Raw genomic sequence first — 24,069 nt, forward strand, 5'->3', positions numbered from 1 at the left:
AGGGTCATTTCCTTTGTTAGTTTTTCTTATACTTCTTTAATGCCTCTTCCAGCATTTTTCTCTGCGCCTCCACATCAACCTCTTCCTGAACTGTTTGGTCACTAGTCAATTCTTGACCAAGCCATTCTGGTACCAGTTCTTTACGAGTCGGCTTTGAGGATGCTGTTCTCTTTTCTTTATTTTTTGATTCCGCCCATGTTTGATATTGACGATGCTCTTGTTTAGCCAGCTCCATAGCCTCAGTTACTGTATTAATTTTTTTACGAGCCCAATGACTTGCAATTTTTTCTACGTATGTTTTTGAAAGCTTCATATCTGATTTTAGCATCACATAATGAATCAACACATTCACCACACCAGGAAGCAGCTTTTGTTTAAACATCACTTCTTCAATGATTTGTAAATCTGCGACAGCAGGTTCAGCCCCGCCGGAAATTTCAATAAGAAGCTCTCGAGGTGAAAGAACTTCTAGCTGCTGGATAAGCGCCTCCTCTTGACTTACAGGTACTTTCCCCTGCATAAGCCGTTTCTCTTGCGGCTGTGTACGTTGGCTGAATTGAGGCAAGACGCTGCCGTGTTCGAGTTGATACCAATCCCTTGCATTTTTTCTTAGCTGCTCTAAATTGATCGTATTACTTTCTGTGATGGCCCCCATGATGATATTCTTCATGTTAATCGTATCAATTCCGTATACAAAAGAAAGCTTCATGATACACTCTTTTACCGGTTTAGTAATAGATCGTTTTGGAATAACTGCACCTGCTATCCCTTCAAAAAACAGTTCAAAATTAAAATGAAGGTTAGTGACCGGTGGGGCAGATGCTTCGCTTCTTCCCATTACCTGAGGCTCACGAATCACTTCACCGGTATCAGACTGCAAAGAAGCCGAAAGCTGAGAGGGAGTAACAGAATCAAACACATCATTAAATGCGTGTGTCACTTCTTCATACGAAGTCATGTCCCTTTCAGGCTCTGCAAAATATTGCTTTACTTTCATATACTTCGTCTTTCCAAGACGGTTATATAGAAAAATATTTAATACAATATCATCAAAAAATTGCTTTGGATTCAAAGGAGGCTGAATCTCATAGAGAAATTTCCGGACATCTTCTTCCTTCTTTACATATACCTTCAATAAACCGATTGCTTCCAGCTTCCTGCGCTCAGCAAAAATATCCGGTAAATTCATATCCATGCTGACAAGCAATGAATGATGGGTATTTTCTTGCCCATACAATTCATTTTGTTCAAGCTCTCCCCACAGTGTCATATATAAACTGAAGGCTCGAGCACCGATTAAAGGCTGATACAGCATAGTCAATACTTTGCGATCATAACTATGGAGCAGGCCGCCTGTGCATACCATATATCGATCTACTGGAAGTAATTCCATCCAAGATTGTCTTTCCATAATACTCTAATTCCTTTCTATATTAGAAAAGCAGACACGATTTCCATGAGAAGCCGTATGGTAAAAAAGAGCTGACAGCCTGGGCTTGCAGCTCTTCTTTTATTTTCGTTCTTTTTGTAAGATATCTCTAAGCTCGTCAATAAATACGTTTAAATCTTTAAACTGACGATAGACAGAAGCAAAGCGGACATACGCCACTTCATCAATTTCTCGTAAGTGATCCATAACCATTTCACCGACATGCTCACTATTCACTTCTGATGCTCCTAAGTTACGGAGTTCCCGTTCTACACTTTGCGTCACTTCTTCAAGCTGTTTCAAAGATACAGGGCGTTTTTCACATGCTTTAATAAGCCCCCGTAATATTTTTTCTTTACTGAACTCCTCCCGTGTTCCTTCCTTTTTAACAACAACAAGAGGCGTTTCTTCCACTCTTTCAAATGTCGTAAAACGATGCGTACACTTCTCGCATTCTCTTCGTCTTCTAATCGAGCGCCCCTCATCTACAGGACGTGAATCTAACACTCTGGTTCCGTTATGAAAGCACGTTGGACAACGCATACAATCAACTCCATCCCCTTAATCCATAATGTCCCCTTACATCTTTTCGCTCAAGCTTGTTCCAATGAAAATCAATTGTTTGTCTAATCGTTCATACATATCTAGTATAACACGTTTACTAAATCCAAAATCAGTCGGCAGCATAGTTGTATCGGTAGAAACAGAAAAATCAACAGCAGTTTCAAACGGCCGAATCGTAATAACGGTAATAATCATAAGCGCTTGTTTACCAGAGGAAACTAAAACACTGATCTCTCCGCGTTCTTCTGAAACAGAAGTGATCTTATATCCGTTCAATCCTGTCAAAATCTCTTGTACAACCTTTAATGCATTTTTTGTATTCGTTTTATAATAACGGCTTTTTAATTGTTCATCATGATGATTGTCATTCGTTTCGGCATGAGCGCTGAAGAAATTTTGCGCTTTTTGAAACAATCCCATATGTACACCTCTTCTAGTGTTAGTACGTATTTTACAGTGAATCTTCTGAAAGCATAGCATACCGTATTGATATTTCCAGTATTAGCTAACCCTCCGCTGTTTAGCAGGGTAAAATTAAAAAGAGGTGTATAATACACCTCTTTACATTTTAAAGCAATTATTTTCTTTTTTAAAGAACTTTTGCATCTCGTTGTTTAATTTCAATAGATCCCATACCGCGAGGAAGCTCAATGCTCTCTCTCGTTTCAGCACCTAAGCCTTCAGCAATAAAGTCTGCTGCAACATTCGGATCAATGCGATCTCCACAAGTATAAACATCAATGCTTGCATAACCGTGCTCAGGGAAGCTGTGAATTGTTAAGTGAGATTCAGAAATAATAACAACTCCGCTTACTCCTTGTGGTGCAAATTTGTGAAACGCAACTTCTCGTACTTCCGCACCTGCGCGCAGTGCAGCATCTACAAATAACTGTTCAATATAAGGCATGTCATTCAATTTATCAAAATTGCAACCCCAAAGCTCTGCAATTACGTGACGACCCATAGTTTCCATTGTACAGTTCCCCCTTTAACTATTATGAGTTTAGCATAGATAGGTTGAACCACCACGGGGGAAAGTTAGTCCAAAGAGGTCCTAACCCTTTAAGTAGTTACTTTACCCATGCATTTAAAGTTTACGAAAGATAGTATACTTCGTTTAGTTTTATTTTGCAATAAGTGTTTTTAATTTTTTTACTATATACACAACGAGAAGACACTTCTCTCTAGATACAGCTATGTATAACACTATAAAAATGCCTAAACATTTTTTCAATGTTTAGGCATTTTTTGAAATTAGATATGCTGTACACTTTCTTGCTTCGCAAATTGTTCCACTACAATTTTCACAAGATCTACTACACGACGGGAGTAGCCCCACTCATTGTCATACCAAGCAAGTACTTTAACTTTGCGATCCCCCATTACCATTGTAGATAGTCCATCAATGATAGCAGAATGAGGATTTGTATTGAAATCAATAGATACAAGCGGCTCGTTACAGAATTCGACAATACCTTTCATCGAACCTTCAGACGCTGCAAAGAATGCATCGTTGATTTGCTCTACTGTTACATCTCTCTTTAAATCTACTACAAGGTCTACAAGCGACACATTTGGAGTCGGTACACGAAGAGCCATACCATGCAGCTTTCCAGATAAATGCGGCAGCACTTTTGATAGCGCTTTCGCAGCACCCGTCGTTGTAGGAATAATAGATTGTGCACATGCGCGTGCTCTGCGTAAATCTTTATGTGGATTGTCGATATTTTTTTGATCGTTTGTATAAGAATGTACAGTTGTCATTAAACCGTTTTCAATTCCGAATTGCTCATCTAATACCTTCACAACAGGAGCTAAACAGTTCGTTGTACAGGAAGCATTAGAAATGACATCATGATGAGTAATATCTAGTGTCTCATCATTTACCCCTACTACGATTGTCACATCTTCATTTTTTCCTGGAGCTGTTAAAATAACCTTTTTTGCACCTGCTTCAATATGAAGACTTGCTTTTTCTTTTGAGTTAAATTTTCCTGTTGCTTCGATTACAACATCCACGTTTAACTCTTTCCAAGGCAATTCCTTCGGATCTCTTGAGTTTAAAAGGCGAATCATTTTTCCATCTACTAGTAAATGATCGTCAAACGCCTCAACCGTTCCCTCAAATTTACCGTGAATTGTGTCATATTTAATCAAATGTGCTAACGTTTCTGCCGGATAGCTGGCGTTAATTGCTACAATTTGAAATGTATCCTCTTTTACCGCTTGACGGAACACCATTCTTCCGATACGACCGAAACCGTTAATTGCAACATTCATCATGTGATTATCCCCCTTGATTGAGTTATACTATTCATCCTGAACTCCAATATTAGTATAGCACAAAATGAGTATAAGTCACTAAACAATTTCATTAATTTTAATAAATTTACCTAATTATTTTTAATAAAAAATTCCCCATTTTCTAAAAACACCCTGTAGCTGCTTTTCTGTTTCTTTTAGCAGTCCATTATTATTAATGATTTCATCAGCAAGGGCAACCTTTTCCGAAAGGGGCATTTGAGATGCAATGCGCGCCTTTGCTTCTTCTTCAGATAAATTATTCCGCTTCATCAACCGCTCCAATTGTATATCCTTATCAACATATATAAGTAACACTTTCTCTACAAGATGCTTCAAGTTACTCTCAAACAACAAGGGAATATCCAATATAACGGCACGCTCTCCTGCTTGAATGCATAAGTCTTTTTGCTCATTCATTCGTTTTCGTACGGCTGGATGTACAATACTATTCAATAAGAGCCGTTTGTCCTCATTATGAAAAATAATGCTTCCGAGCTTTGCTCTGTCAATTTCACCATTAGATAACAAAATTGTTTCTCCGAATACTTGTACAATTTGTGAATAAGCTTCTTCCCCAGCTTCCACTACTTGACGAGCAATAATATCTGCATCAATAACCGGAATACCCATCTCTCGTATCATATTTGCCACCGTGCTTTTCCCACTAGCGATTCCGCCTGTCAATCCAATAACTATTGTCATAGTTCTCTCCTCTTCTACTGTATAGTAAGCTTTCTATCCCTGTTAATGTTACTTTCACCCCACTCATTACCTGTTCATAAAGAAAAACGCGAAAATGAGCATCTCATCTTCGCGTTCCGCTACACTACATTTTCCATATTCCAATCATAATCAACAACACACCCGGTAAAAATGTCAGCTTTTGCAACCATGCACTGTGAGAAAATAATTGTCCAGCCTTCATCCCTGCAGCCAGAAAAACGGAACTCATCACCGCTACCAAAGCAGCCATAATTAATGGAGAGTATCCTAACATGGATGCTCCGATTCCTGCACCGAACGAATCAAGCGACAAAGCTAAACCAAGCAGCAATGCTTCAATTCCAGAAATGGTCCCTGACTTATCAAAGTCAGCCATAGTCGGTTTGCGTAAAATTTGAATGACGATTCCCAATGATTTGATTTCAAACTTTAACAATGTTTTTTCCTCTATAATTTGCTCACTGTCTTTTTTATCGCTTTGAAAAAATTGATAAAGCACCCAAGCTCCAATAGCTATGAGTACAATACCCCCAATTCTCTTTGCAATCACAGGAGAAAACACTTGAGCAATGCCATGACCAATCCCCATCGATATCATCATGACAACAGCTGAACAGAGTGCTATGACAACAATCGATTTAATAGGGATGCGTAAATTTCGCAATCCATACGTAAACCCTACGCTACCGCTGTCTAGACTCAATGTAAATGCTAAAAGAAGAAGTGATAAAGAATGAGACATCGTCCAGCTCCTCTCATACATAATGTATATGTATATATATGACAGAAGCCTATCCGATGTTATTCATCTATGAAATTTTGACAAACAGGACAAAAATGAGTACCTCGTCCCCCCACAACAGTTTTTTCAATCGCCGAGCCGCACCTTACACATGCCTCTCCTTTTCTTCCATACACATAGAGACTATTTTGAAATGAACCGATTTGTCCTTGTGAATTAATATAAGTACGAATTGTGCTGCCGCCTTTTTCGACTGCTTCTGTGAGAGTCGCAACAATTTCTTCATAAAGCTTTTGAGTTTCCGCTTCCCCTAATGAAGATGCAGGGCGTTCAGGATGAATCCTTGCTCGAAATAATACTTCATCTACATAAATATTACCGAGTCCGACAAGCACCCGCTGATCAAGCAAAACAACTTTCAGCTTTCGGCTTGTTTTTTCGAGTTGCTCTGTTAAATACTGAGTCGTCAAATATTCAGGAAACGGTTCTGGTCCTAAGTCAGAAAGCGGGAGCGATAATTCTTCCTCACCCTTTCGAAATAAATGCATCGTACCAAATTTCCTTACATCGTTATACTGTAATTCTGTTCCATCTGTGAATAAAAAACGGATATGGGTATGCTTATCTATCGGTTCACCCGTTTGATTCAAGCGATACTTTCCTTCCATGCGCAGATGAGACACGAGAACATAATGTGTGAAATAAATAAGCAAAAACTTGCCTCTTCGTCCTACCTTTTCTATCGTTTCTCCACGCAAGCGCTCCTTAAACTCTTCTACATCATCTGGCTCTTTTACAAGCTTTGGATAATCCACTAGCACATCTTCTATCATCTTACCCTTAACGAGCGCTTCAAGCGTTCGTCTCACTGTTTCTACCTCTGGTAGCTCTGGCAATACTCTCACTTCCTTATTTTGCGTCGTACCAAGTCGGACCATAGGAGTAATCTACTTTTAACGGAACAGACAATGCGATCGCATGCTCCATAACTTCAGGAACAAGCTGCTCCAGCTTTGCGATTTCTTCCTTCGGTGCTTCAAAAATCAATTCATCGTGTACTTGAAGCAATAATCGCGTTTGCAAATTTTCTTGTTTTAGCCTTTCTGCCATCACAATCATCGCCTTTTTAATAATATCAGCCGCACTTCCTTGAATAGGTGTATTCATTGCAGTTCGCTCTGCAAAACTCCGCAAGTTAAAATTTCTACTCGTAATTTCCGGAATGTACCGGCGGCGCTTAAGAAGTGTCGTTACATATCCATTCTGTTTCGCTTCTTGAATGATAGAATCCATATATGCTTGTACACCTGGGAAGCTTTCTAAATACTTTTCAATAAATTCCGCAGCAGCCTTCCTAGTAATGCCTAAATTTTGTGATAATCCATAATCGCTGATTCCATATACGATTCCGAAGTTAACTGCTTTCGCTTGCCGTCTCATATTAGATGTAACCTCATCTTTAGATACCTCAAAAACGTCCATTGCCGTTTTTGTGTGGATGTCCATATCATGCAAGAAAGCATCCTTCAGTCCTTTATCACCTGCAATTTCTGCCAGTACACGAAGCTCAATTTGAGAATAGTCGGCTGCGAATATCACCCAATCACTCTGTGACGGAATAAAAGCCTGACGAATTTTCCTTCCCTCCTCCAATCGAATCGGAATGTTCTGCAGATTAGGATCAGTTGAACTTAATCGTCCCGTTTGAGTTAATACTTGATTAAAACGAGTATGGATTTTTGACGTATCTTCGTGCACAACCTTTAAGAGCCCTTCAATATATGTAGAATATAATTTACCGAGCTGACGGTAATTCAAAATTTTAGAGATAATTTCATGGCGATCCATCAGCTTTTCCAATACATCTGCTGATGTTGAATACCCTGTTTTCGTTTTTTTAATAACAGGCAAATTTAATTTATCAAACAATACCGCACCAAGCTGCTTAGGCGAGTTAATATTGAAAGTCTCCCCCGCCAAATCATGGATTTCTTTTTCAATCTCTTGTAACTGTGCTGCCAATTCCTCTCCCATTTTTCGCAGCCGGTTTGCATCAACAGAAACCCCGGTATATTCCATGTCTGCCAACACAATAGCAAGGGGCATTTCCAACTCTGTAAATAACTCATATTGTTCATTCTTCTGCAGTTCTTCAATAAACGATTCTTTAACCTTATACAATGTGCCTGCTTTTCGTACAATGTGATCAGCCAGTACCTCGAGATTCGGCACTGCTTTCTTTGCACCTTTTCCATATACTTCCTCATCCGATTTAATTGCTTGAGAGTCCTTCATCTTTGCTACTGCCCGAAAATCCTTATCTGTCTCTGCAGGATCAAGCAAATAAGCGGCAATAAGCAGATCAAAATCCACTCCCCGCAGTTCGATGCCCTTCCACTTTAGTGCGACTGCTGCACCTTTTACATCGAATGTGGATTTAGTGACTGCTTCATCTTGCAGCCACTCTACAAATCGTTCTGACACTAAAGCAACATCAGTCGGGATAAAATAGTAACCCGTTTCATTGGCAATTCCGAAGCCTTGAATCGGTGCATTATGATAATTATCATCATTTACTTCTACAATGAGAGCCGAATTCGGACGTAACACATCATCATTTATTTCTTCTACTATTTCAAACGAGATATCATCGAGCGGTGCAGCTTCCTTCATCTCAACTCCCGCTCCCATTTTATCAAGCAGCGAGTTAAAGCCTAGATTTTCAAATAACGGAACAACCTCTGATGGATTATATGAGCTATAGTTAATATCATTGAGCTGCATTTCAATTGGAGCATTTGTATTGATAGTAGCCAATTCCTTACTCATGAAAGCTTGTTCTTTATTTTCTTCAAGTTTTTCTTTCAGTTTCTTTCCGCTGACACCCCCTAGATTTTCATAGAGGCTTTCTATCGTTCCATACTCCTTTAAGAGTTTAATTGCCGTTTTTTCTCCAACCCCCGGCACACCCGGAATATTGTCAGAAGCATCTCCCATGAGACCCTTCATATCAATAATTTGTTCTGGTGATAAACTGTACTTTTCATATAATGCGTCTGGTGTATATTCATCTACTTCTGTAATGCCTTTTCGAGTAATGCACACACGTGTTGTGTCTGATACAAGCTGAAGTAAATCCCGGTCTCCGGAAATGATTTTCACTTCCATCCCTTGTTCACCTGCTTGCTTAGCTAGCGTACCGATAATATCATCAGCTTCATAATTTGGAAGCTCATATCTGGAAATATGGAACGCATCTAAAAGCTCCCGAATAAAAGGAAACTGTTCAGATAATTCAGGAGGCGTTTTTTGACGTCCTCCTTTATATTCACTAAACGTTTGATGGCGAAACGTTGTTTTTCCCGCATCAAATGCCACTAGTATATGTGTCGGCTTCTCTTCTTCTAAAATTCTCATCAGCATCATCGTAAAACCGTAAACCGCGTTCGTATGTATTCCTTTGTCATTATTAAGAAGCGGCAAAGCAAAAAAAGCTCGGTATGCAATGCTGTTTCCGTCAATTAAAACTATCTTTTCTTTCACGTCACGTACCCCCATTCAAAATGCTAAATACCGTTCTTTCCTTCTTTATATTATCATGACCTGAAACAAGAAGGAAAATAACGGTTTTCTGAAAAGAGATATTTTCTGGTAAAAAACGGTTAAGACTCGTAGCGATTATACCCCATCAGGTATAAAAAGAACAGACAGCTTTAGATTACAGAAAAAACCCCCAGTCCTATAGACAGGGGGATCGCTCGCTAAACAAAACGAAAACACTTGTACATCAAAAAGGAAGTGACGAGAATAGAAGGGAATCTACTCTCGTCCAAAACTACTCCTTGGATGAAGGGGTTTTCGTTAATTAGAATAACAGAATATTATTAACGAAAAATGAATGTAATGTTAATATAATGTAAACTAGCTATTTTTTTGGTATTTCGGCAATATGACTATAAATGTCGTACCTATCCCAACCGTGCTCTTCACCTTAATCCTTCCATTATGCGCCTCTACAAGATGCTTTACGATCGACAACCCAAGCCCAGTTCCTCCTGTATTGCGGCTACGGGCCTTATCCACACGATAAAATCGTTCAAATATGCGCGGAATTTCCTCCTGGCTGATTCCGATTCCTGTATCGCGTACAGTAACACAAATCTGTTTCTCTTGATTTTCAAGAGAAACTTGTACTTGTCCTTCAACAGGAGTATACGAAAGCGCATTGCTCATTAAATTAATAAAAATTTGCTTTAAGCGAAACGCATCAGCTGAAATGATAATATGTTCATCTGCTTGTAAATCTAACTGAATCTGCTTATCATCTGCTTTTCCCTGCAAGATAACCGTAACTTCTTCCAGAAGCAGCTTCATATCCACTTCTCCTATATTAAGCTTAAAGCCCTGCTGCTCAATTTTGGAAAGCTCAAGCAAATCTTGAATTAATCCTTGCATTCGATCGCTTTCTTTCAAAATAATGGATAAAAAGTATTCACGCAGCTTTTGATCTTCCATAGCACCATCCAAAAGTGTTTCTGAAAATCCTTTTATCGATGTAATAGGTGTTTTAAGCTCATGAGATACATTAGCAAGAAAATCTTTTCTCATTTGCTCCAGCTTTTTCAGTGCAGTAATATCATGGAACACAAGCACGATTCCCTTCCACTCATGGTTCGTCCCAATAATCGGTGCTCCATACACCTCAAAATGTTTCCGTTCAATCTTCACCGGAAGCAGGATTTGCTTGCGCACTTTTACTTCTGTCATAAAAATTTCTTCAACCAGTTCAATAATCTGCGTATGTTGAAATGCTTCATAATATAGTTGATCTAAGTATTCATCGTTATTTACATGAAAGGTTTCCTTAAACGAACGATTCACAAGGTTAATATAGCCCCGGCTGTCAATTAAAATCATGCCGCTTCCCATATTTTCAATAAGAGTATGAAGGCGGTCCTGCTGCATTTCCTGAGCTGATGTCATCCGTTGCAAATTCCGTGCCAACACATTAATAGCTTCACTAAGCATTCTTGTTTCATCTACATGATCTTCATAAGCCCTTGCTTTATAATTTCCTTTGGCAAGCTCAATGGCAACCGCCGTTACTGATTCTATCGGCTTTGTATACTGAGCTGCGATTTTTATTCCTAAAAAAACAATAACTATAAAAGCAATGCCAAGACTTCCTATTAACAAGCCCCATATTTTTTGATTAATATTCATCAAAGACTCGACAGAAAGACTTGTAATTAAATACTCCTTTTCGTTCCCTTTACTTCCTATTACTATCCCATAATAATGCTTTCCGCTATTCGTATCGACAACGTGCACTTTATCCCCATCATTTTTCATTTGCTGCAGCAACTGCTGTATTTGTTCAGTTTGCTCAGCCTTTCCTTCTATACCATTGGAGTCATATACGATGCGTTCTCTCTCATCAAGCAACGTAAACTTTACCTTCAAATCTTCCTCTATATCCCTAAGACGCTGTGGTTGTTCCGTCTTTGATATTCTTGTTTCCTCAATTAACGAGGAAACAAGTTTCAATTCATTCTCTATACGTTTATCTAACGTATCCGTATAGAAACCTTTAAATAATTGTCCTAGTAACAAACCAAGTCCAATGAGAACGGTTATGATAAGAGAAATTAAAGCAAAAAGAAGCCGGGAGCGAAATTTATTCATCACCCTTCGGCTCCTCCAGCTTGTATCCTAGTCCCCTGATAGTCTTTATATAAATTGGCTTTTTCGTATTTTTTTCAATTTTGTCTCGCAAATGGCTAATATGTACATCTACGATGCGCGTATCCCCTGCAAAGTCGTAATTCCACACAGCACTTAACAATTGATCTCTTGTTAGAACACGACCTTTATTTTTAGCCAAATACATCAACAATTCAAATTCTTTTGGAGTCAACTCGAGCCTCTCTTCTTGAAAATATGCTTCATAGTATTCAGGCATAATTTTCAAATCAGCAATATTAATTGTGCCGTCTGCCTTTTCATCCGGCGTATTTTCTTCGCTCAACTTAGTACGGCGCAAGATAGCCTTCACACGTGCAACAACCTCTCTCGGGCTAAATGGTTTGGTCATATAATCATCTGCCCCAAGTTCTAACCCTAGCACTTTATCAAATTCGTCATCTTTTGCCGTCAGCATTAAAATTGGTGTCATCACACGCTGTAACCGAAGTTGCTTGCATACTTCCATTCCATCCATTTTTGGTAGCATCAAATCGAGGACGATTAAATCAGGACGCTCTTCCATAGCCCTCTGTAATCCTGTCTCCCCATCCATCGCCGTTATAACTTCGAACCCCGCCTGTTGCAGGTTAAATTCGATTAACGTTGAGATAAATTCTTCATCATCTACCACTAAAATTCGATTACCCATTCTGTTCCTCCAGCCTATATTGTAAAACCACACTTCATCCGTATATTATCTATCTATTTGTACATTTTAATCATACTATTAAACACTACATTTGTGAACTACTGACTATTTGCTTGAGTAGCATTCTCATACAAAATGAAGCTACTATCAAAGGAAAGGTTCTCCGCTGACAGAAGCGGGCTATTACGAGCTATTATCTCCTTTTCCCCTCACACTCTTGTATCAAGGTCATTGAAACAAAATAAAAAAGACGCAGACAGCGTCTCTTAAAAATTATCCATTGCTTTTTCCATAATAGAAGAAAGTTGGTGCGGCGGGCATACTGTTAACATTCCTTTAATAACTGTATGTCCTTGTTCATCCTCACCAAATATTCTCATCTCAATCAGATTTTCTTCAGGATAAGCGGCTACTACTTCAAACTCTAATTGAAGGGTTGCATAGTGATATACTGGCTTAGAAAATTCAAGCTCTTGCCTTACTACATGACTGCCCGGTCCTGGTAAATATTTTGTAACAGCAGTCGTTACAATTCCTGTAAGCATTGAACTCGGCACAATCGGTTTTTGGTATGGCGTTTGAGATGCATAATCATGTTGAATATACAAAGGGTTGGCATCATCAGTCAAACCAAGGTAAAGAAGCAAATCCTTATCTTCTATCTTTTCTGTTAACGTAAGCTTTTCTCCAACTGAAATCTCTTCCATTTTACGACCAAGCTTGCCTTTTTTTCTTAGCATATGAGCACCTCCGTTGTCTTTACCAAAACTAGCTAACTCTTTCCTATAGCAATGTAATATTTTCTAAAAATTAAGTCTTTTAAAGCTAGAATCCATCTAATTACGAAACTCTCATATCAAGATGATAGCGGTTTCAAATTATATCAAAAAAATAATGTTTTATAGTTGGAAAAAGATTCGGAAACATATTCCCGAATCTTTTCCTTTATGTCCAAAGTTATTCTAAAACCTTCATGACGTTCTTAACGGATTCAGCAGAGCGGTCTAATGCTGCTTTTTCTTCTTCCAAAAGATCCAGCTCGATGATCTTTTCAAGGCCGCTTCCGCCAAGGATTACCGGTACACCTAGGTAAAGATTACTGTAGCCGTATTCACCTTCTAAATAAGCGATGGCAGGAAGAACGCGACGTTGGTCTTTTAAAATAGCCTCTGTCATCTCTACTAGGGAAGCTGCAGGGGCATAATATGCGCTGCCATTTCCTAATAGATTTACGATCTCACCGCCGCCTTTTCTTGTACGTTCAACGATTGCATCGAGACGCTCTTTTGGAATTAATGTTTCAAGCGGAATACCGCCCGCATAAGAGTAACGTACAAGAGGAACCATTTCGTCACCATGTCCTCCTAATACGAAACCTGTAACATCCTTCACGGATAAGTTTAATTCTTGTGCTACAAAGGTACGGAAACGAGCGGTATCTAATACGCCAGATTGTCCGATTACACGCTCTTTCGGGAAGCCAGACTCTTTAAACACTGTATATGTCATCGCATCTACTGGATTTGTTAATACGATAATTGTACAGTTTGGAGAGTATTTTACAATTTCTTGTGTAACAGTTTTCATAATTTTGGAGTTTGTTGTCACAAGATCATCGCGGCTCATGCCCGGTTTGCGTGCGATGCCGGCAGTAATAACAACTACATCCGAATCAGCAGTGTCAGCATAATCAGAAGTACCGATAACATTTGCATCAAAGCCTTGAATCGGACTTGCTTCTAACATATCTAACGCTTTACCCTTTGTCGGATTTTCTAATTGTGGAATATCAACTAATACCACATCACTTAACTCTTTTTGAGCTAATAAGAAAGCAGTTGTTGCACCTGTAAAACCTGCACCGATTACGGAAACCTTTTTACGTTTGATCGCCATATTTTTCCTCCCCTACATTCTTATACGTTTTCTACTGCTGTTTTTGCATCCATGTTTTTAATTAATTCATTTGCAAACTCAGAGCATTTCACTTCTGTTGCTCCATCCATTAAACGAGCAAAGTCATAAGTTACCACTTTAGAAGCAATTGTCTTCTCCATGGAATTAGTGATTAATTTTGCCGCTTCGTTCCAGCCCATATGCTCAAGCATTAACACGCCAGACAGAACGACAGAAGAAGGATTCACTTTATCTAAGCCTGCATATTTTGGAGCAGTACCGTGGGTTGCTTCAAAGATAGCATGTCCTGTTACATAGTTGATGTTTGCTCCTGGAGCGATTCCAATACCGCCCACTTGAGCAGCTAATGCATCGGAAATATAGTCTCCATTTAAGTTCATTGTAGCAACTACATCAAACTCGCGCGGACGAGTTAAAATTTGCTGTAAGAAGATATCCGCAATGGAATCTTTCACAATAATTTTACCAGCAGCTTCTGCATCAGCCATAGCTTGGTTCGCAGCAGCTTTGCCTTCCTTTTCTACAATGCGATCATACTCAGCCCATGTGAATACTTTATCAGCGAATTCTTGTTCTGCTACTTCATAGCCCCAGTTTTTGAACGCGCCTTCTGTATACTTCATGATGTTTCCTTTATGAACTAATGTTACAGATTTGCGGTTTTCGTTAATTGCATATTGAATTGCGGCACGCACAAGACGTTTTGTTCCTTCTTCAGAAACAGGCTTAATACCAATTCCAGAAGTTTCAGGGAAGCGAATTTTTTTAACTCCCATTTCATTTTGTAAAAATTCTACTACCTTTTGTACTTCTGCGCTTCCTTTTGCATATTCGATTCCAGCATAGATATCCTCTGTGTTTTCACGGAAAATAACCATATCAGTGTCTTCTGGACGCTTTACAGGAGAAGGAACTCCTTCAAAATAGCGTACTGGACGCAAGCATACGTACAAGTCAAGCTCTTGACGAAGCGCTACGTTTAAAGAACGGATACCTCCGCCTACCGGAGTTGTTAACGGCCCTTTGATTGCCAGTAAATATTCATCAATTATATTCAAAGTTTCTTGCGGAAGCCATTCCCCTGTTTGATTGAAGGCTTTTTCACCCGCTAATACTTCTTTCCAAACAATTTTCTTGTCACCGTTATATGCCTTTTCAACAGCTGCGTCTAATACGCGGGAAGCAGCTGCCCAAATGTCGGGACCAGTGCCATCTCCTTCAATAAAAGGAACGATAGGATTATTAGGCACATTCATGATGCCGTCAATTACTGTAATTTTTTGCCCTGTAGTCAATGCGATTACCCCCATATGTCAAAAATATATGCATGAAGCCAAGGAAGGCAAGGTTGCCTCCCTAGCTCAAAACAATTAATCAATTTCAAATGTTGCAATGATTAAATCTATCCGAAAGAATCAGAATTCTCCAGACGAATTAACCTCTTTGTTCTAATGGTACATATTTTTGGTGCGTTGGCCCAGTATAATCTGCACGCGGACGGATTAAACGATTATTTTCATATTGTTCTAGAATATGAGCCAACCAGCCAGATGTACGGCTTACAGCAAAGATAGGTGTAAATAAATCGTGCTCGATTCCTAAACAATGATATACGCTTGCAGAATAAAAGTCTACGTTTGGCGGTAAATTTTTAGAAGATGTTACAATCTCTTCAATTTTTACAGACATATCATACCATTTTCTTTCACCGTTCATAATACATAGTTGTTCGGACATTTGTTTCAAATGCTTCGCACGCGGATCGCCGTTTTGATATACGCGGTGACCAAAGCCCATGATTTTCACTTTATTGTTAAGCGCATTCAAAATATAAGGCTCTACATTTTCAACCTCACCAATCTCTAATAACATCTTCATTACATTTTCATTTGCTCCGCCATGAAGCGGGCCTTTTAATGCTCCAATGGCAGCTGTAATGCCAGAGTATACATCAGACAATGTTGCTACACAAACGCGTGCAGTGAATGTAGACGCATTCAATTCATGGTCTGCATGCAATACTAATGCTTTATCAAAAGCTTCAATCTCCACTTCATTTGGAATACGCTCATTCAGCATGTACAAGAAATTAGCTGCGAAGCCTAAATCAGCATGAGGTGCTACTGGCTCTAACCCTTTTCGGATTCTTGCAAATGCCGCTACTAAAGTAGAAATTTGCGCCTGTAATTTAACCGCTTTCAAATAATTAGATTGCTTGTCCATTGCTTCAGCATTTTCGTCATATAATGCTAGCATGGAAATAGCTGTACGTAACACTGTCATCGGATGTACATTATCTAATTTTGTTGTTTTTAAATAATGGAGAATTTCTGTAGGAACGCTGGTATTCTCAGACAATTGTTGCTTTAATTCTTGTAGCTCAGCTTTATTTGGAAGCTTTCTATGCCATAATAAATAAACAATCTCTTCAAAACTAGCATACTCTGCTAAATCATCAATATTGTATCCTACATATGTTAATGTATCATCAATAATAGAGCTGATTGATGATGTTGTAGCAACTATCCCTTCAAGACCTCTAATAACCGTCATAATGATCTCTCCTTTTCTCCAATGTCCCCATCCTACGCTCACCCTTCTTAATATTATATCTGGGCTAGAGCATCATCTTGTGCAATTGTTACTCTTCTCGCATATTCTACCTTATTAACTATTGAAAAATGTAGAAGGGGCATATCCCTATAATCATTATAAACAATTATCTGACTTTTGTGAATGAAAAGAATTCAATAAATTTATATTAAAATAAAATATTTCTATTTCCATAGGCTCACAAGATTCATAAATACGTACGCAATCCCTGCTCCGATTAACGGTCCGACAGCAACTCCTCGGAATAAAGCGACAGCTAAAATGGTACCAAATACAAGAGCAGTTGTAATATGCGGATCCTTTGCAAGAAGCTGAACTCCCCCTTTAGCCAATAACGCGACCAGGATCCCTGAAATAAGGGCGATCCAAGCGTAATATGATTTTACCGCTTCTGTAAGCTGCTTAAAACCAATCTCTCCCGTTGCAATTGGCACTAATACAGCAATTGTGATAACTGTTACTCCTAAATTGATTCCCTTTTCCTGTAAATAAGGAAATACCTTGTCCCCGAGCATAGTCCATTTAATTGCCAACAAAATCATAACTGCTACGGTTAACGACTGGTTTTTAGCAAAGTATCCGATTGCCAATAAAACTAATAAAAAGATTGTGGATTGGCTCATGATGTTCATCCTTTCAATATTTTATATAAAGTTGCACACACTGCTTTTCTTTATTTTCAGAACATTGTAAAATTAAGCCATATATACTAGAGTATACACATTCGTGCCAGCATTACATCGTAAATTCGTATGAACTATATACAAGCAGGGGAGGATATATTTGAATAAAAATTATGTCTTCGGAACCATTCGATTTGCTGTTGTACTCGTTATTGCCGTTACAGGATTTTACTTAGCATGGTATGTATCCGGTTTGATCTATCCCTTTATTATCGCCTTTCTTTTGGCTTATATTATGAATCCAATCGTAAATTTTTTAGAAAGAAAGGTTCGGTTTCCACGCGCTTTAGCAGCTTTTTTTTCACTCATTCTTATGTTTGGAATATTAGCAGGATTAGTGACTCTCTTAGTTACAGAGATTATTGCAGCCTCTTCTTATTTATTAGAAGTACTGCCGGATAACTTTGCCAAACTGATTACTTATTTACAGGAATTTACTGTCAATACTATTATGCCGCTTTATAATGATTTGTTGGCAAAGTTTAATCGTCTCGAAGATTCACAACAGCAAACCATCATGGATAATATACGAAATTTCGGTACAGATTTAACTGAAAAAGGACAGGAAATATTAACAGATATTCTACGAGGGCTCAAAACATTTCTTGGCGCTTTACCTAATACAGCAACCGTATTAATTTTCGTTCTGCTCGCTACCTTTTTTATCAGTAACGACTGGTATCGAATAGGCAGATGGCTTAAACGCTTTATGCCAAATCGAGTGCAAGGCTATAGTCATTACATCACAGAAGACTTAAAGAAGGCTCTGTTCGGGTTTGTAAAAGCTCAATTCACTTTAATTTCTATGACCACTGTTATAGTGCTAGTGGGATTACTTATATTACATGTTCCCTATGCTATCACAATCGCTCTTATTACCGGTCTGGTTGATTTACTCCCTTACCTGGGGACAGGCGCTGTGTTTGTACCATGGATCATTTATTGCTACTTTACCGGGAATACAACGCTTGCTATCGGCTTACTTATTCTGTATATTGTAGTGATTGTCCAACGTCAACTGATGGAACCAAAAGTTTTATCTTCTAATATTGGATTAGACCCGCTTCCGACTTTAATTGCTCTCTTTGTCGGATTTAAACTGTTTGGATTTTTCGGGTTAATTATCGGTCCTGTTAGCCTTGTTATTTTAAAAACATTATATAACGCAAATATTTTTAGTGATTTATGGAGATTTATTAAAGGGAAAAGCGTATAAACTTGCATAAAAAAACGCTCGCAATAGTCGAGCGTTTTTCATTTATTCATCTCCAAATAATTTTCGTGGATCCGTCACGAATTTTCTTTTCCATCCATTTTCCGATTAACACTTTAAATGGCTTGCGTGTAACTGGAATCAACAACAAAAATCCTAAAATGTCAGTCGCATATCCTGGAGTCAGCAATAGCGTTGCTCCTATTAAGATACATACGCCATCCAGTAGCGAATCTGTAGGAAATTGCCCCCGGCTCATACGGTAACGTATTTCTCGAACCACTTCTACCCCTTGCTGTTTCGCTAAATATGCACCGATAATCCCTGTTCCCAAAATAATGAGAAACGTTGCCCAAATTCCAATAAGATGACTGGAAGTAACCAGCAATGTCACTTCTATAGCAGGTATTAAAATAAAGAAAAATACAAGAATTTTATACATAGTATCCCTCCATATAAATAAGACGAACGAAACCTGTGCCAAGTTTTACATATCCTTGTGTTTACATAAAAAAAGAGAAGGATATCTCCTTCTCTTATTATATGCTTACAGTACTACTGCATGTCCATTATAAATAATTCCGCGAGCCGCATCTACAGTGATATCTTGTCCATCTTTCAATAGAACCGTTGCATTGTTTACACCCACGATTACCGGAATGCCAAGTGTTACACCAACTATAGCTGCATGACTTGTCAATCCACCTTCTTCAATGACAAGAGCACCTGCTTTTTCTACAGCCGGCATCATATCTTTTTCCGTTGTGTTTGCGACAAGGATGTCACCTTTGTTCATTTTTGCCATTGCTTCCTCTGCTGTTTTTGCGACAACGACTTTTCCTGTTGCTGTTCTACGGCCAATCCCTTGACCTTTCACAAGCGGCTCACCAACAACATGCACTTTCATCATATTTGTTGTACCTGTTTCTCCTACTGGAACGCCTGCAGTAATCACAACAGTGTCTCCAAAGCCAATCAAACCGGTATCCATGCTTGTATTTATAGCAGTCTCAATTATTTCATCTGTAGAGCTTGCCTTTTCACTAGCCAAGAGAGCATGTACTCCCCAAACAAGAGCAAGCTTACGGCATACTCTCTCATCAAATGTAACAGCAATAACCTGAGATTTTGGACGGTATTTTGAAATCATCTTTGCTGTATAGCCACTTTCTGTTGGCGTTAAGATAGCTGCTACATCTAATGCGATAGCCGTATGTGCAACTGATTGACTAATAGCATCTGTAATAGTTGATTTTGCTTCCTTCATTCGCTTTCTGAACAAATCTTGGTATTGTAGAGAGCGCTCTACACGAGAAGCGATAGTTGACATCATCTTTACCGATTCTACTGGATAAGACCCAGCTGCCGTTTCACCGGACAGCATAATAGCATCCGTACCATCAAAAATAGCATTCGCCACGTCACTTGCTTCTGCGCGTGTTGGACGAGGATTACGCTGCATAGAATCTAACATTTGCGTAGCTGTAATCACCGGCTTGCCTAATAGGTTGCATTTTTTAATTAAGCGCTTTTGTACAAGCGGCACTTCTTCGGGGGGAATTTCCACACCCATATCTCCGCGTGCAACCATCAAACCATCCGATACTTCCAAAATAGAATCGATGTTATCGATTCCTTCTTGATTTTCAATCTTAGGAATGATTTGAATGTGAGATGCTTTATACTCTTCCAGCAGCTCTCGAATTTCTAAAACATCTGACGCCTTACGCACAAAAGAAGCTGCAATGAAGTCTACTCCCTGCTCGATACCAAATATAATATCCTTCACGTCTTTTTCTGTAATCCCCGGAAGCTTAATGCTGACGTTTGGTACATTTACACCTTTTTTATTTTTTACTATTCCGCTGTTCAGTACTTTTGTACGAATTTCATTATTTCCCTTTTCTAGTACTTCCAGTTCAATTAAACCATCATCAATTAAAATACGAGATCCGGGCTCGACATCATCATAAAGACCAGAATAAGTTACAGAAAACTTCTCTGCTGTCCCAAGTACTTCGTTCATAGAAATAGTGACTTCTGCACCCATTTTCAATTCTGCTTGCCCGTTCTCAAAGTCGTTCGTACGAATTTCTGGTCCTTTTGTATCAAGTAAAACCGCTACTGTTTTACCTGTTTGTTTCGCAGCCTCACGAATGCTTTGAATTCTTGCCGCATGCTCCTCATGATTTCCGTGTGAGAAGTTCAAGCGAGCTACGTTCATTCCTGTTTCAATTAACTGAGTTAACTTTTCAATACTTTCACTTGCAGGTCCAATTGTACATACAATTTTTGTCTTGCGCATTTTTTTACCTCCACTTTTATGGAAACGTTCCCAAACAAGGGACAATATCCTGAATAAATTATTAAATAGACAGCTCTTGAGATAATCGATACATCTCTAAATCGATTGTATGCTTTTGTGCTAAGGCTTCAATAATATCATGATCTACAACCTTATTATTTTGAATACCTACACAGCGCCCGCCTTTTCCTTCTAATAACAGTTCTACCGCTCTTGCACCCAATCGGCTTGCCAATACTCGATCAGCTGCGCTTGGGGAACCACCGCGCTGTACATGACCTAACACGGTCACACGCGTATCAAAGCTTGTCGCCTCTTGAATTTTCTTTCCGAAATCAATAGCACTGCCTACACCTTCTGCTACAACGATTATGCTATGTTTTTTCCCCCGTTCATGACCTCTCTTTAAACGTGTAATCACGTCCTCTAGGTCAATATCTACTTCAGGAACTAAAATAGTTTCCGCACCATCAGCTAAACCAGCCCATAAAGCAATATCTCCTGCATGTCTGCCCATTACCTCGATAACATATGTACGCTCATGAGAAGTAGCTGTATCACGAATTTTATCAATTGCATCAATAACAGTATTTAATGCTGTGTCAAAGCCAATTGTAAAGTCTGTGCCCGGAATGTCGTTGTCAATTGTGCCGGGAACTCCTACACAAGGAAAGCCATGTTCTGTCAATTTTTTTGCGCCTTGATATGAACCGTCTCCACCAATAACAACCAAGCCCTCAATTCCAAATTTCTTTAGCTGTTCAATCCCCTGCTTTTGTCCTTCTAATGTTTTAAACTCTGGACACCTTGCTGAATACAACATAGTTCCACCACGGTGAATAATATCACCAACAGAGCCCAGCTCTAATTTTTCAATATTTCCACCAATTAACCCTGAATAGCCGTGATATACTCCGTATACCTCCAAGTTATGGTAGATAGCTTTACGGACAACTGCACGAACAGCTGCATTCATACCCGGTGAATCCCCACCGCTTGTAAGAACACCTATTCTTTTCATTTTCTTTCACCTCAATAATTTATTTGCTTGATATAAAAATACCATGAAGCTGTATGGAACACAATGTGCAGGCTGGGTCAATTAAAAAGGGAAAAAACGTGCACTCCTACAACAGAATGCACGCTTTTATTATTGTACCCAAACCGATTCATTTAAAAACGAAATTTGACCCATTTGCATATATTTATTGTATCGCTGTTCCATAAGTTGTTCTTGTGTCATGTTTTCTAATTGCTGGAGCGAATTGGAAAGTGCTTTATCGATAAATTCCGCTTGTGCCTTCAAGTCGCGGTGAGCTCCTCCCTGCGGTTCCGGAATAATTTCATCAATTATGCCTAAACGCTTTAAGTCTCCAGCTGTAATGCCCATTGCTTCCGCAGCTGTTTTTGCCAAGCTTGCATCTTTCCAAAGGATAGAGGCCGCTCCTTCAGGAGAGATAACAGAATACGTGGAGTTTTCCAGCATATGGATGTAATTTCCAACCCCTATTCCTAATGCGCCTCCGCTTCCCCCTTCTCCTATAACCACACAAATAACTGGAACAGTCAAACCTGCCATTTCAAATAAATTGCGAGCAATTGCCTCGCTTTGTCCCCGCTCTTCAGCTGCTTTCCCTGGATATGCACCCTTTGTATCAATGAAACAAATAATCGGACGGTCAAATTTTTCCGCCTGCTTCATTAAGCGGAGTGCTTTTCTGTATCCTTCTGGATGCGGCATAGCAAAATTACGACGAATATTTTCCTTTGTATCTTTTCCTCTTTGATGCCCGATGACTGTAACCGGTTTGCCTTTATATTTAGCAATTCCTCCAACAATAGCTTGATCGTCTCCGAAAGCGCGATCCCCGTGACATTCAAAAAAGTCAGTAAAGAGCTGTTCAATATAATCGAGAGTTGTCGGTCGTTCTGGATGGCGAGCGATTTGAACACGGTCCCATACTTTCATATTGCCGTATACCTCTTTCTCCAGATTCTCCAATTTGCGTTCTAAAATCTGGATTTCATTGCTGAAATCTACATTACTGCTCTTTGTATATTCTTTTAGCTCTGCTATTTTTTTTCGCAACTCTAAAATCGGCTTTTCAAATTCCAGTTCAGCCATGTGTTATCCCTCCTTGATGTATTTCAAGAATGGTGCCCAGCTTCTCTTTCATATCCAATCGGTTAATAACTGCATCTAATTGTCCATGCTCCAAAAGAAATTCTGCCGTTTGAAAGTCCTCTGGCAATTCTTCACGAACAGTTTGTTCAATTACACGTCGTCCAGCAAATCCGATTAAAGCACCCGGCTCAGCTAAATTATAATCTCCAAGAGAAGCAAAACTTGCAGATACACCACCAGTTGTCGGATGAGTCATAATAGAAATGATTAATCCGCCTTCATTGCTGAATCTTTTCAAAGCTACGCTGGTCTTAGCCATTTGCATCAGACTTAGCACACCCTCTTGCATCCTTGCTCCTCCTGAAGCTGTAAAAATAAGAAACGGTACTTTCATTTCTCTTGCTTTTTCAACCGCACGAGCTATCTTTTCTCCTACAACAGAGCCCATACTACCCATACGGAAACGAGAATCCATTACTGCAACAACAGTCAGCATATCATTAATTGTTCCTTCTCCAGTCACAATTGCCTCGTTTATATTCGTTTTTTTGCGGTCGCTTTCCAGCTTCTCTTCATAATCTGGGAAGTTAAGAGGGTTTAAAGAAATCATTTCCTTGTCATATTCTACAAAAGTATTTTCATCTAATAAACTTTCAATTCTTTCGTATGCATTCATAGGGTGGTGATATCCGCAGTTCATACATACTTTCAAGTTTTTTAACAGCTCTTTCGAATATATAATTTTCTTACAGCCCGGGCATTTTGTCATAACACCAGTCGGTACGTCTTTTCTAACTTGTTCTGAAGGAATAGCTGCATACTTCTTTTTCTTAACAAACAAATCTCTTATTATCACGTTGACCCCTCCTTTAGATGATAAATTATCAGGATGCTTCTTTTTTCCTTTTCTCAACAGAAACTAATAGAAGCAGTTACGATCTTTTTATATTAATCAAAGGGCAAATTGACCTGCTTGTCTGCAAGCCAACCGTCTATCTACTACTTTAAGCATTTCCAAGAAAAATGTGTGTCGCAATCTGTCACGTTTTTCTAAAGA

The 24,069-nt window shown here is 39.0% G+C and carries 22 protein-coding genes; 1 reads left to right on the forward strand and 21 read right to left on the reverse strand.

Annotation, left to right across the window (positions count from 1 at the left end):
* Positions 1 to 16: 16 nt before the first annotated feature.
* From J7Q84_RS12885 to J7Q84_RS12960, 16 genes are all read right to left on the reverse strand, one after another.
* Positions 17 to 1,411, reverse strand: coding sequence for a replication initiation and membrane attachment family protein (locus J7Q84_RS12885; RefSeq protein WP_209094976.1), 1,395 nt, complete (start codon positions 1,409 to 1,411; stop codon positions 17 to 19).
* 99 nt (positions 1,412 to 1,510) lie between these two features.
* Positions 1,511 to 1,972 (reverse strand): transcriptional regulator NrdR, encoded by a 462-nt coding sequence (gene nrdR, locus J7Q84_RS12890; RefSeq protein ID WP_209094977.1) that lies wholly within the window; start codon positions 1,970 to 1,972, stop codon positions 1,511 to 1,513.
* 36 nt (positions 1,973 to 2,008) lie between these two features.
* Positions 2,009 to 2,413 carry a cytosolic protein gene (locus tag J7Q84_RS12895; protein WP_209094978.1) on the reverse strand — a complete coding sequence of 135 codons (405 nt, stop codon included), beginning with the start codon at positions 2,411 to 2,413 and terminating at the stop codon, positions 2,009 to 2,011.
* A gap of 169 nt (positions 2,414 to 2,582) precedes the next feature.
* Entirely contained in the window at positions 2,583 to 2,966 is a 384-nt protein-coding gene (gene speD / locus J7Q84_RS12900; protein ID WP_209094979.1) for an adenosylmethionine decarboxylase, read from the reverse strand.
* 281 nt (positions 2,967 to 3,247) lie between these two features.
* Positions 3,248 to 4,276, reverse strand: a complete 1,029-nt coding sequence (locus J7Q84_RS12905) for a glyceraldehyde-3-phosphate dehydrogenase (RefSeq protein ID WP_209094980.1) — start codon at positions 4,274 to 4,276, stop codon at positions 3,248 to 3,250.
* Positions 4,277 to 4,396: 120 nt separating this feature from the next.
* Positions 4,397 to 4,999, reverse strand: coding sequence for a dephospho-CoA kinase (gene coaE / locus J7Q84_RS12910; RefSeq protein ID WP_209094981.1), 603 nt, complete (start codon positions 4,997 to 4,999; stop codon positions 4,397 to 4,399).
* Positions 5,000 to 5,123: 124 nt separating this feature from the next.
* On the reverse strand, positions 5,124 to 5,762 hold the full coding sequence (gene ytaF, locus J7Q84_RS12915) for a sporulation membrane protein YtaF (protein WP_209094982.1): 639 nt from the start codon (positions 5,760 to 5,762) through the stop codon (positions 5,124 to 5,126).
* A 59-nt stretch (positions 5,763 to 5,821) separates the two neighbouring features.
* Entirely contained in the window at positions 5,822 to 6,658 is an 837-nt protein-coding gene (mutM, locus tag J7Q84_RS12920; RefSeq protein WP_209095011.1) for a DNA-formamidopyrimidine glycosylase, read from the reverse strand.
* A 13-nt stretch (positions 6,659 to 6,671) separates the two neighbouring features.
* Positions 6,672 to 9,305, reverse strand: coding sequence for a DNA polymerase I (gene polA, locus J7Q84_RS12925; protein WP_209094983.1), 2,634 nt, complete (start codon positions 9,303 to 9,305; stop codon positions 6,672 to 6,674).
* 378 nt (positions 9,306 to 9,683) lie between these two features.
* Positions 9,684 to 11,447 (reverse strand): two-component system histidine kinase PnpS, encoded by a 1,764-nt coding sequence (gene pnpS, locus J7Q84_RS12930; protein WP_209094984.1) that lies wholly within the window; start codon positions 11,445 to 11,447, stop codon positions 9,684 to 9,686.
* Positions 11,440 to 12,156 carry a response regulator transcription factor gene (locus J7Q84_RS12935; RefSeq protein WP_209094985.1) on the reverse strand — a complete coding sequence of 239 codons (717 nt, stop codon included), beginning with the start codon at positions 12,154 to 12,156 and terminating at the stop codon, positions 11,440 to 11,442. The genes pnpS and J7Q84_RS12935 overlap by 8 nt, the downstream gene beginning before the upstream one ends.
* Before the next feature lie 266 nt (positions 12,157 to 12,422).
* Positions 12,423 to 12,896 carry a MaoC family dehydratase gene (locus J7Q84_RS12940; protein WP_209094986.1) on the reverse strand — a complete coding sequence of 158 codons (474 nt, stop codon included), beginning with the start codon at positions 12,894 to 12,896 and terminating at the stop codon, positions 12,423 to 12,425.
* Between the two features lie 217 nt (positions 12,897 to 13,113).
* On the reverse strand, positions 13,114 to 14,052 hold the full coding sequence (mdh, locus tag J7Q84_RS12945) for a malate dehydrogenase (protein WP_209094987.1): 939 nt from the start codon (positions 14,050 to 14,052) through the stop codon (positions 13,114 to 13,116).
* Positions 14,053 to 14,072: 20 nt separating this feature from the next.
* Entirely contained in the window at positions 14,073 to 15,368 is a 1,296-nt protein-coding gene (gene icd / locus J7Q84_RS12950) for an NADP-dependent isocitrate dehydrogenase (protein WP_209094988.1), read from the reverse strand.
* A gap of 139 nt (positions 15,369 to 15,507) precedes the next feature.
* Positions 15,508 to 16,626 (reverse strand): citrate synthase, encoded by a 1,119-nt coding sequence (gene citZ, locus J7Q84_RS12955; RefSeq protein ID WP_209094989.1) that lies wholly within the window; start codon positions 16,624 to 16,626, stop codon positions 15,508 to 15,510.
* A gap of 224 nt (positions 16,627 to 16,850) precedes the next feature.
* Positions 16,851 to 17,312, reverse strand: coding sequence for a DUF441 domain-containing protein (locus tag J7Q84_RS12960; protein WP_209095012.1), 462 nt, complete (start codon positions 17,310 to 17,312; stop codon positions 16,851 to 16,853).
* Positions 17,313 to 17,469: 157 nt separating this feature from the next.
* On the opposite strand from J7Q84_RS12960, the gene ytvI reads away from it, so the two are divergent.
* Positions 17,470 to 18,585, forward strand: a complete 1,116-nt coding sequence (gene ytvI / locus J7Q84_RS12965) for a sporulation integral membrane protein YtvI (RefSeq protein WP_209094990.1) — start codon at positions 17,470 to 17,472, stop codon at positions 18,583 to 18,585.
* A gap of 46 nt (positions 18,586 to 18,631) precedes the next feature.
* On the opposite strand, the gene J7Q84_RS12970 is transcribed toward ytvI, so the two are convergent.
* The 5 genes from J7Q84_RS12970 to accD form a co-directional block, all read right to left on the reverse strand.
* Positions 18,632 to 19,024 carry an FxsA family protein gene (locus J7Q84_RS12970; RefSeq protein ID WP_209094991.1) on the reverse strand — a complete coding sequence of 131 codons (393 nt, stop codon included), beginning with the start codon at positions 19,022 to 19,024 and terminating at the stop codon, positions 18,632 to 18,634.
* 105 nt (positions 19,025 to 19,129) lie between these two features.
* A complete protein-coding gene (pyk, locus tag J7Q84_RS12975; protein ID WP_209094992.1) occupies positions 19,130 to 20,887 on the reverse strand; it encodes a pyruvate kinase in 1,758 nt (585 codons plus the stop codon).
* Between the two features lie 61 nt (positions 20,888 to 20,948).
* Positions 20,949 to 21,908 carry a 6-phosphofructokinase gene (pfkA, locus tag J7Q84_RS12980; RefSeq protein WP_209094993.1) on the reverse strand — a complete coding sequence of 320 codons (960 nt, stop codon included), beginning with the start codon at positions 21,906 to 21,908 and terminating at the stop codon, positions 20,949 to 20,951.
* A 129-nt stretch (positions 21,909 to 22,037) separates the two neighbouring features.
* Positions 22,038 to 23,012: an acetyl-CoA carboxylase carboxyl transferase subunit alpha gene (accA, locus tag J7Q84_RS12985; protein ID WP_209094994.1), complete on the reverse strand. Its 975-nt coding sequence runs from the start codon at positions 23,010 to 23,012 to the stop codon at positions 22,038 to 22,040.
* A complete protein-coding gene (gene accD / locus J7Q84_RS12990; RefSeq protein WP_209095013.1) occupies positions 23,005 to 23,865 on the reverse strand; it encodes an acetyl-CoA carboxylase, carboxyltransferase subunit beta in 861 nt (286 codons plus the stop codon). The genes accA and accD overlap by 8 nt, the downstream gene beginning before the upstream one ends.
* Positions 23,866 to 24,069 lie beyond the last annotated feature (204 nt).

It is taken from the genome of Bacillus sp. 165 (genome assembly GCF_017742235.1).
GTDB lineage: Bacteria > Bacillota > Bacilli > Bacillales > Bacillaceae_G > JAGHKQ01.

Bases quoted from the DNA above. Each gene is read 5' to 3' on its own strand.
- J7Q84_RS12885 (WP_209094976.1), bottom strand. From the start codon at position 1,411: ATGGAAAGACAATCTTGGATGGAATTACTTCCAGTAGATCGATATATG.
- nrdR (WP_209094977.1), bottom strand. From the start codon at position 1,972: ATGCGTTGTCCAACGTGCTTTCATAACGGAACCAGAGTGTTAGATTCA.
- J7Q84_RS12895 (WP_209094978.1), bottom strand. From the start codon at position 2,413: ATGGGATTGTTTCAAAAAGCGCAAAATTTCTTCAGCGCTCATGCCGAA.
- speD (WP_209094979.1), bottom strand. From the start codon at position 2,966: ATGGAAACTATGGGTCGTCACGTAATTGCAGAGCTTTGGGGTTGCAAT.
- J7Q84_RS12905 (WP_209094980.1), bottom strand. From the start codon at position 4,276: ATGATGAATGTTGCAATTAACGGTTTCGGTCGTATCGGAAGAATGGTG.
- coaE (WP_209094981.1), bottom strand. From the start codon at position 4,999: ATGACAATAGTTATTGGATTGACAGGCGGAATCGCTAGTGGGAAAAGC.
- ytaF (WP_209094982.1), bottom strand. From the start codon at position 5,762: ATGTCTCATTCTTTATCACTTCTTCTTTTAGCATTTACATTGAGTCTA.
- pnpS (WP_209094984.1), bottom strand. From the start codon at position 11,447: ATGAATAAATTTCGCTCCCGGCTTCTTTTTGCTTTAATTTCTCTTATC.
- J7Q84_RS12935 (WP_209094985.1), bottom strand. From the start codon at position 12,156: ATGGGTAATCGAATTTTAGTGGTAGATGATGAAGAATTTATCTCAACG.
- J7Q84_RS12940 (WP_209094986.1), bottom strand. From the start codon at position 12,896: ATGCTAAGAAAAAAAGGCAAGCTTGGTCGTAAAATGGAAGAGATTTCA.
- mdh (WP_209094987.1), bottom strand. From the start codon at position 14,052: ATGGCGATCAAACGTAAAAAGGTTTCCGTAATCGGTGCAGGTTTTACA.
- citZ (WP_209094989.1), bottom strand. From the start codon at position 16,626: ATGACGGTTATTAGAGGTCTTGAAGGGATAGTTGCTACAACATCATCA.
- J7Q84_RS12970 (WP_209094991.1), bottom strand. From the start codon at position 19,024: ATGTATAAAATTCTTGTATTTTTCTTTATTTTAATACCTGCTATAGAA.
- pyk (WP_209094992.1), bottom strand. From the start codon at position 20,887: ATGCGCAAGACAAAAATTGTATGTACAATTGGACCTGCAAGTGAAAGT.
- pfkA (WP_209094993.1), bottom strand. From the start codon at position 21,908: ATGAAAAGAATAGGTGTTCTTACAAGCGGTGGGGATTCACCGGGTATG.
- accA (WP_209094994.1), bottom strand. From the start codon at position 23,012: ATGGCTGAACTGGAATTTGAAAAGCCGATTTTAGAGTTGCGAAAAAAA.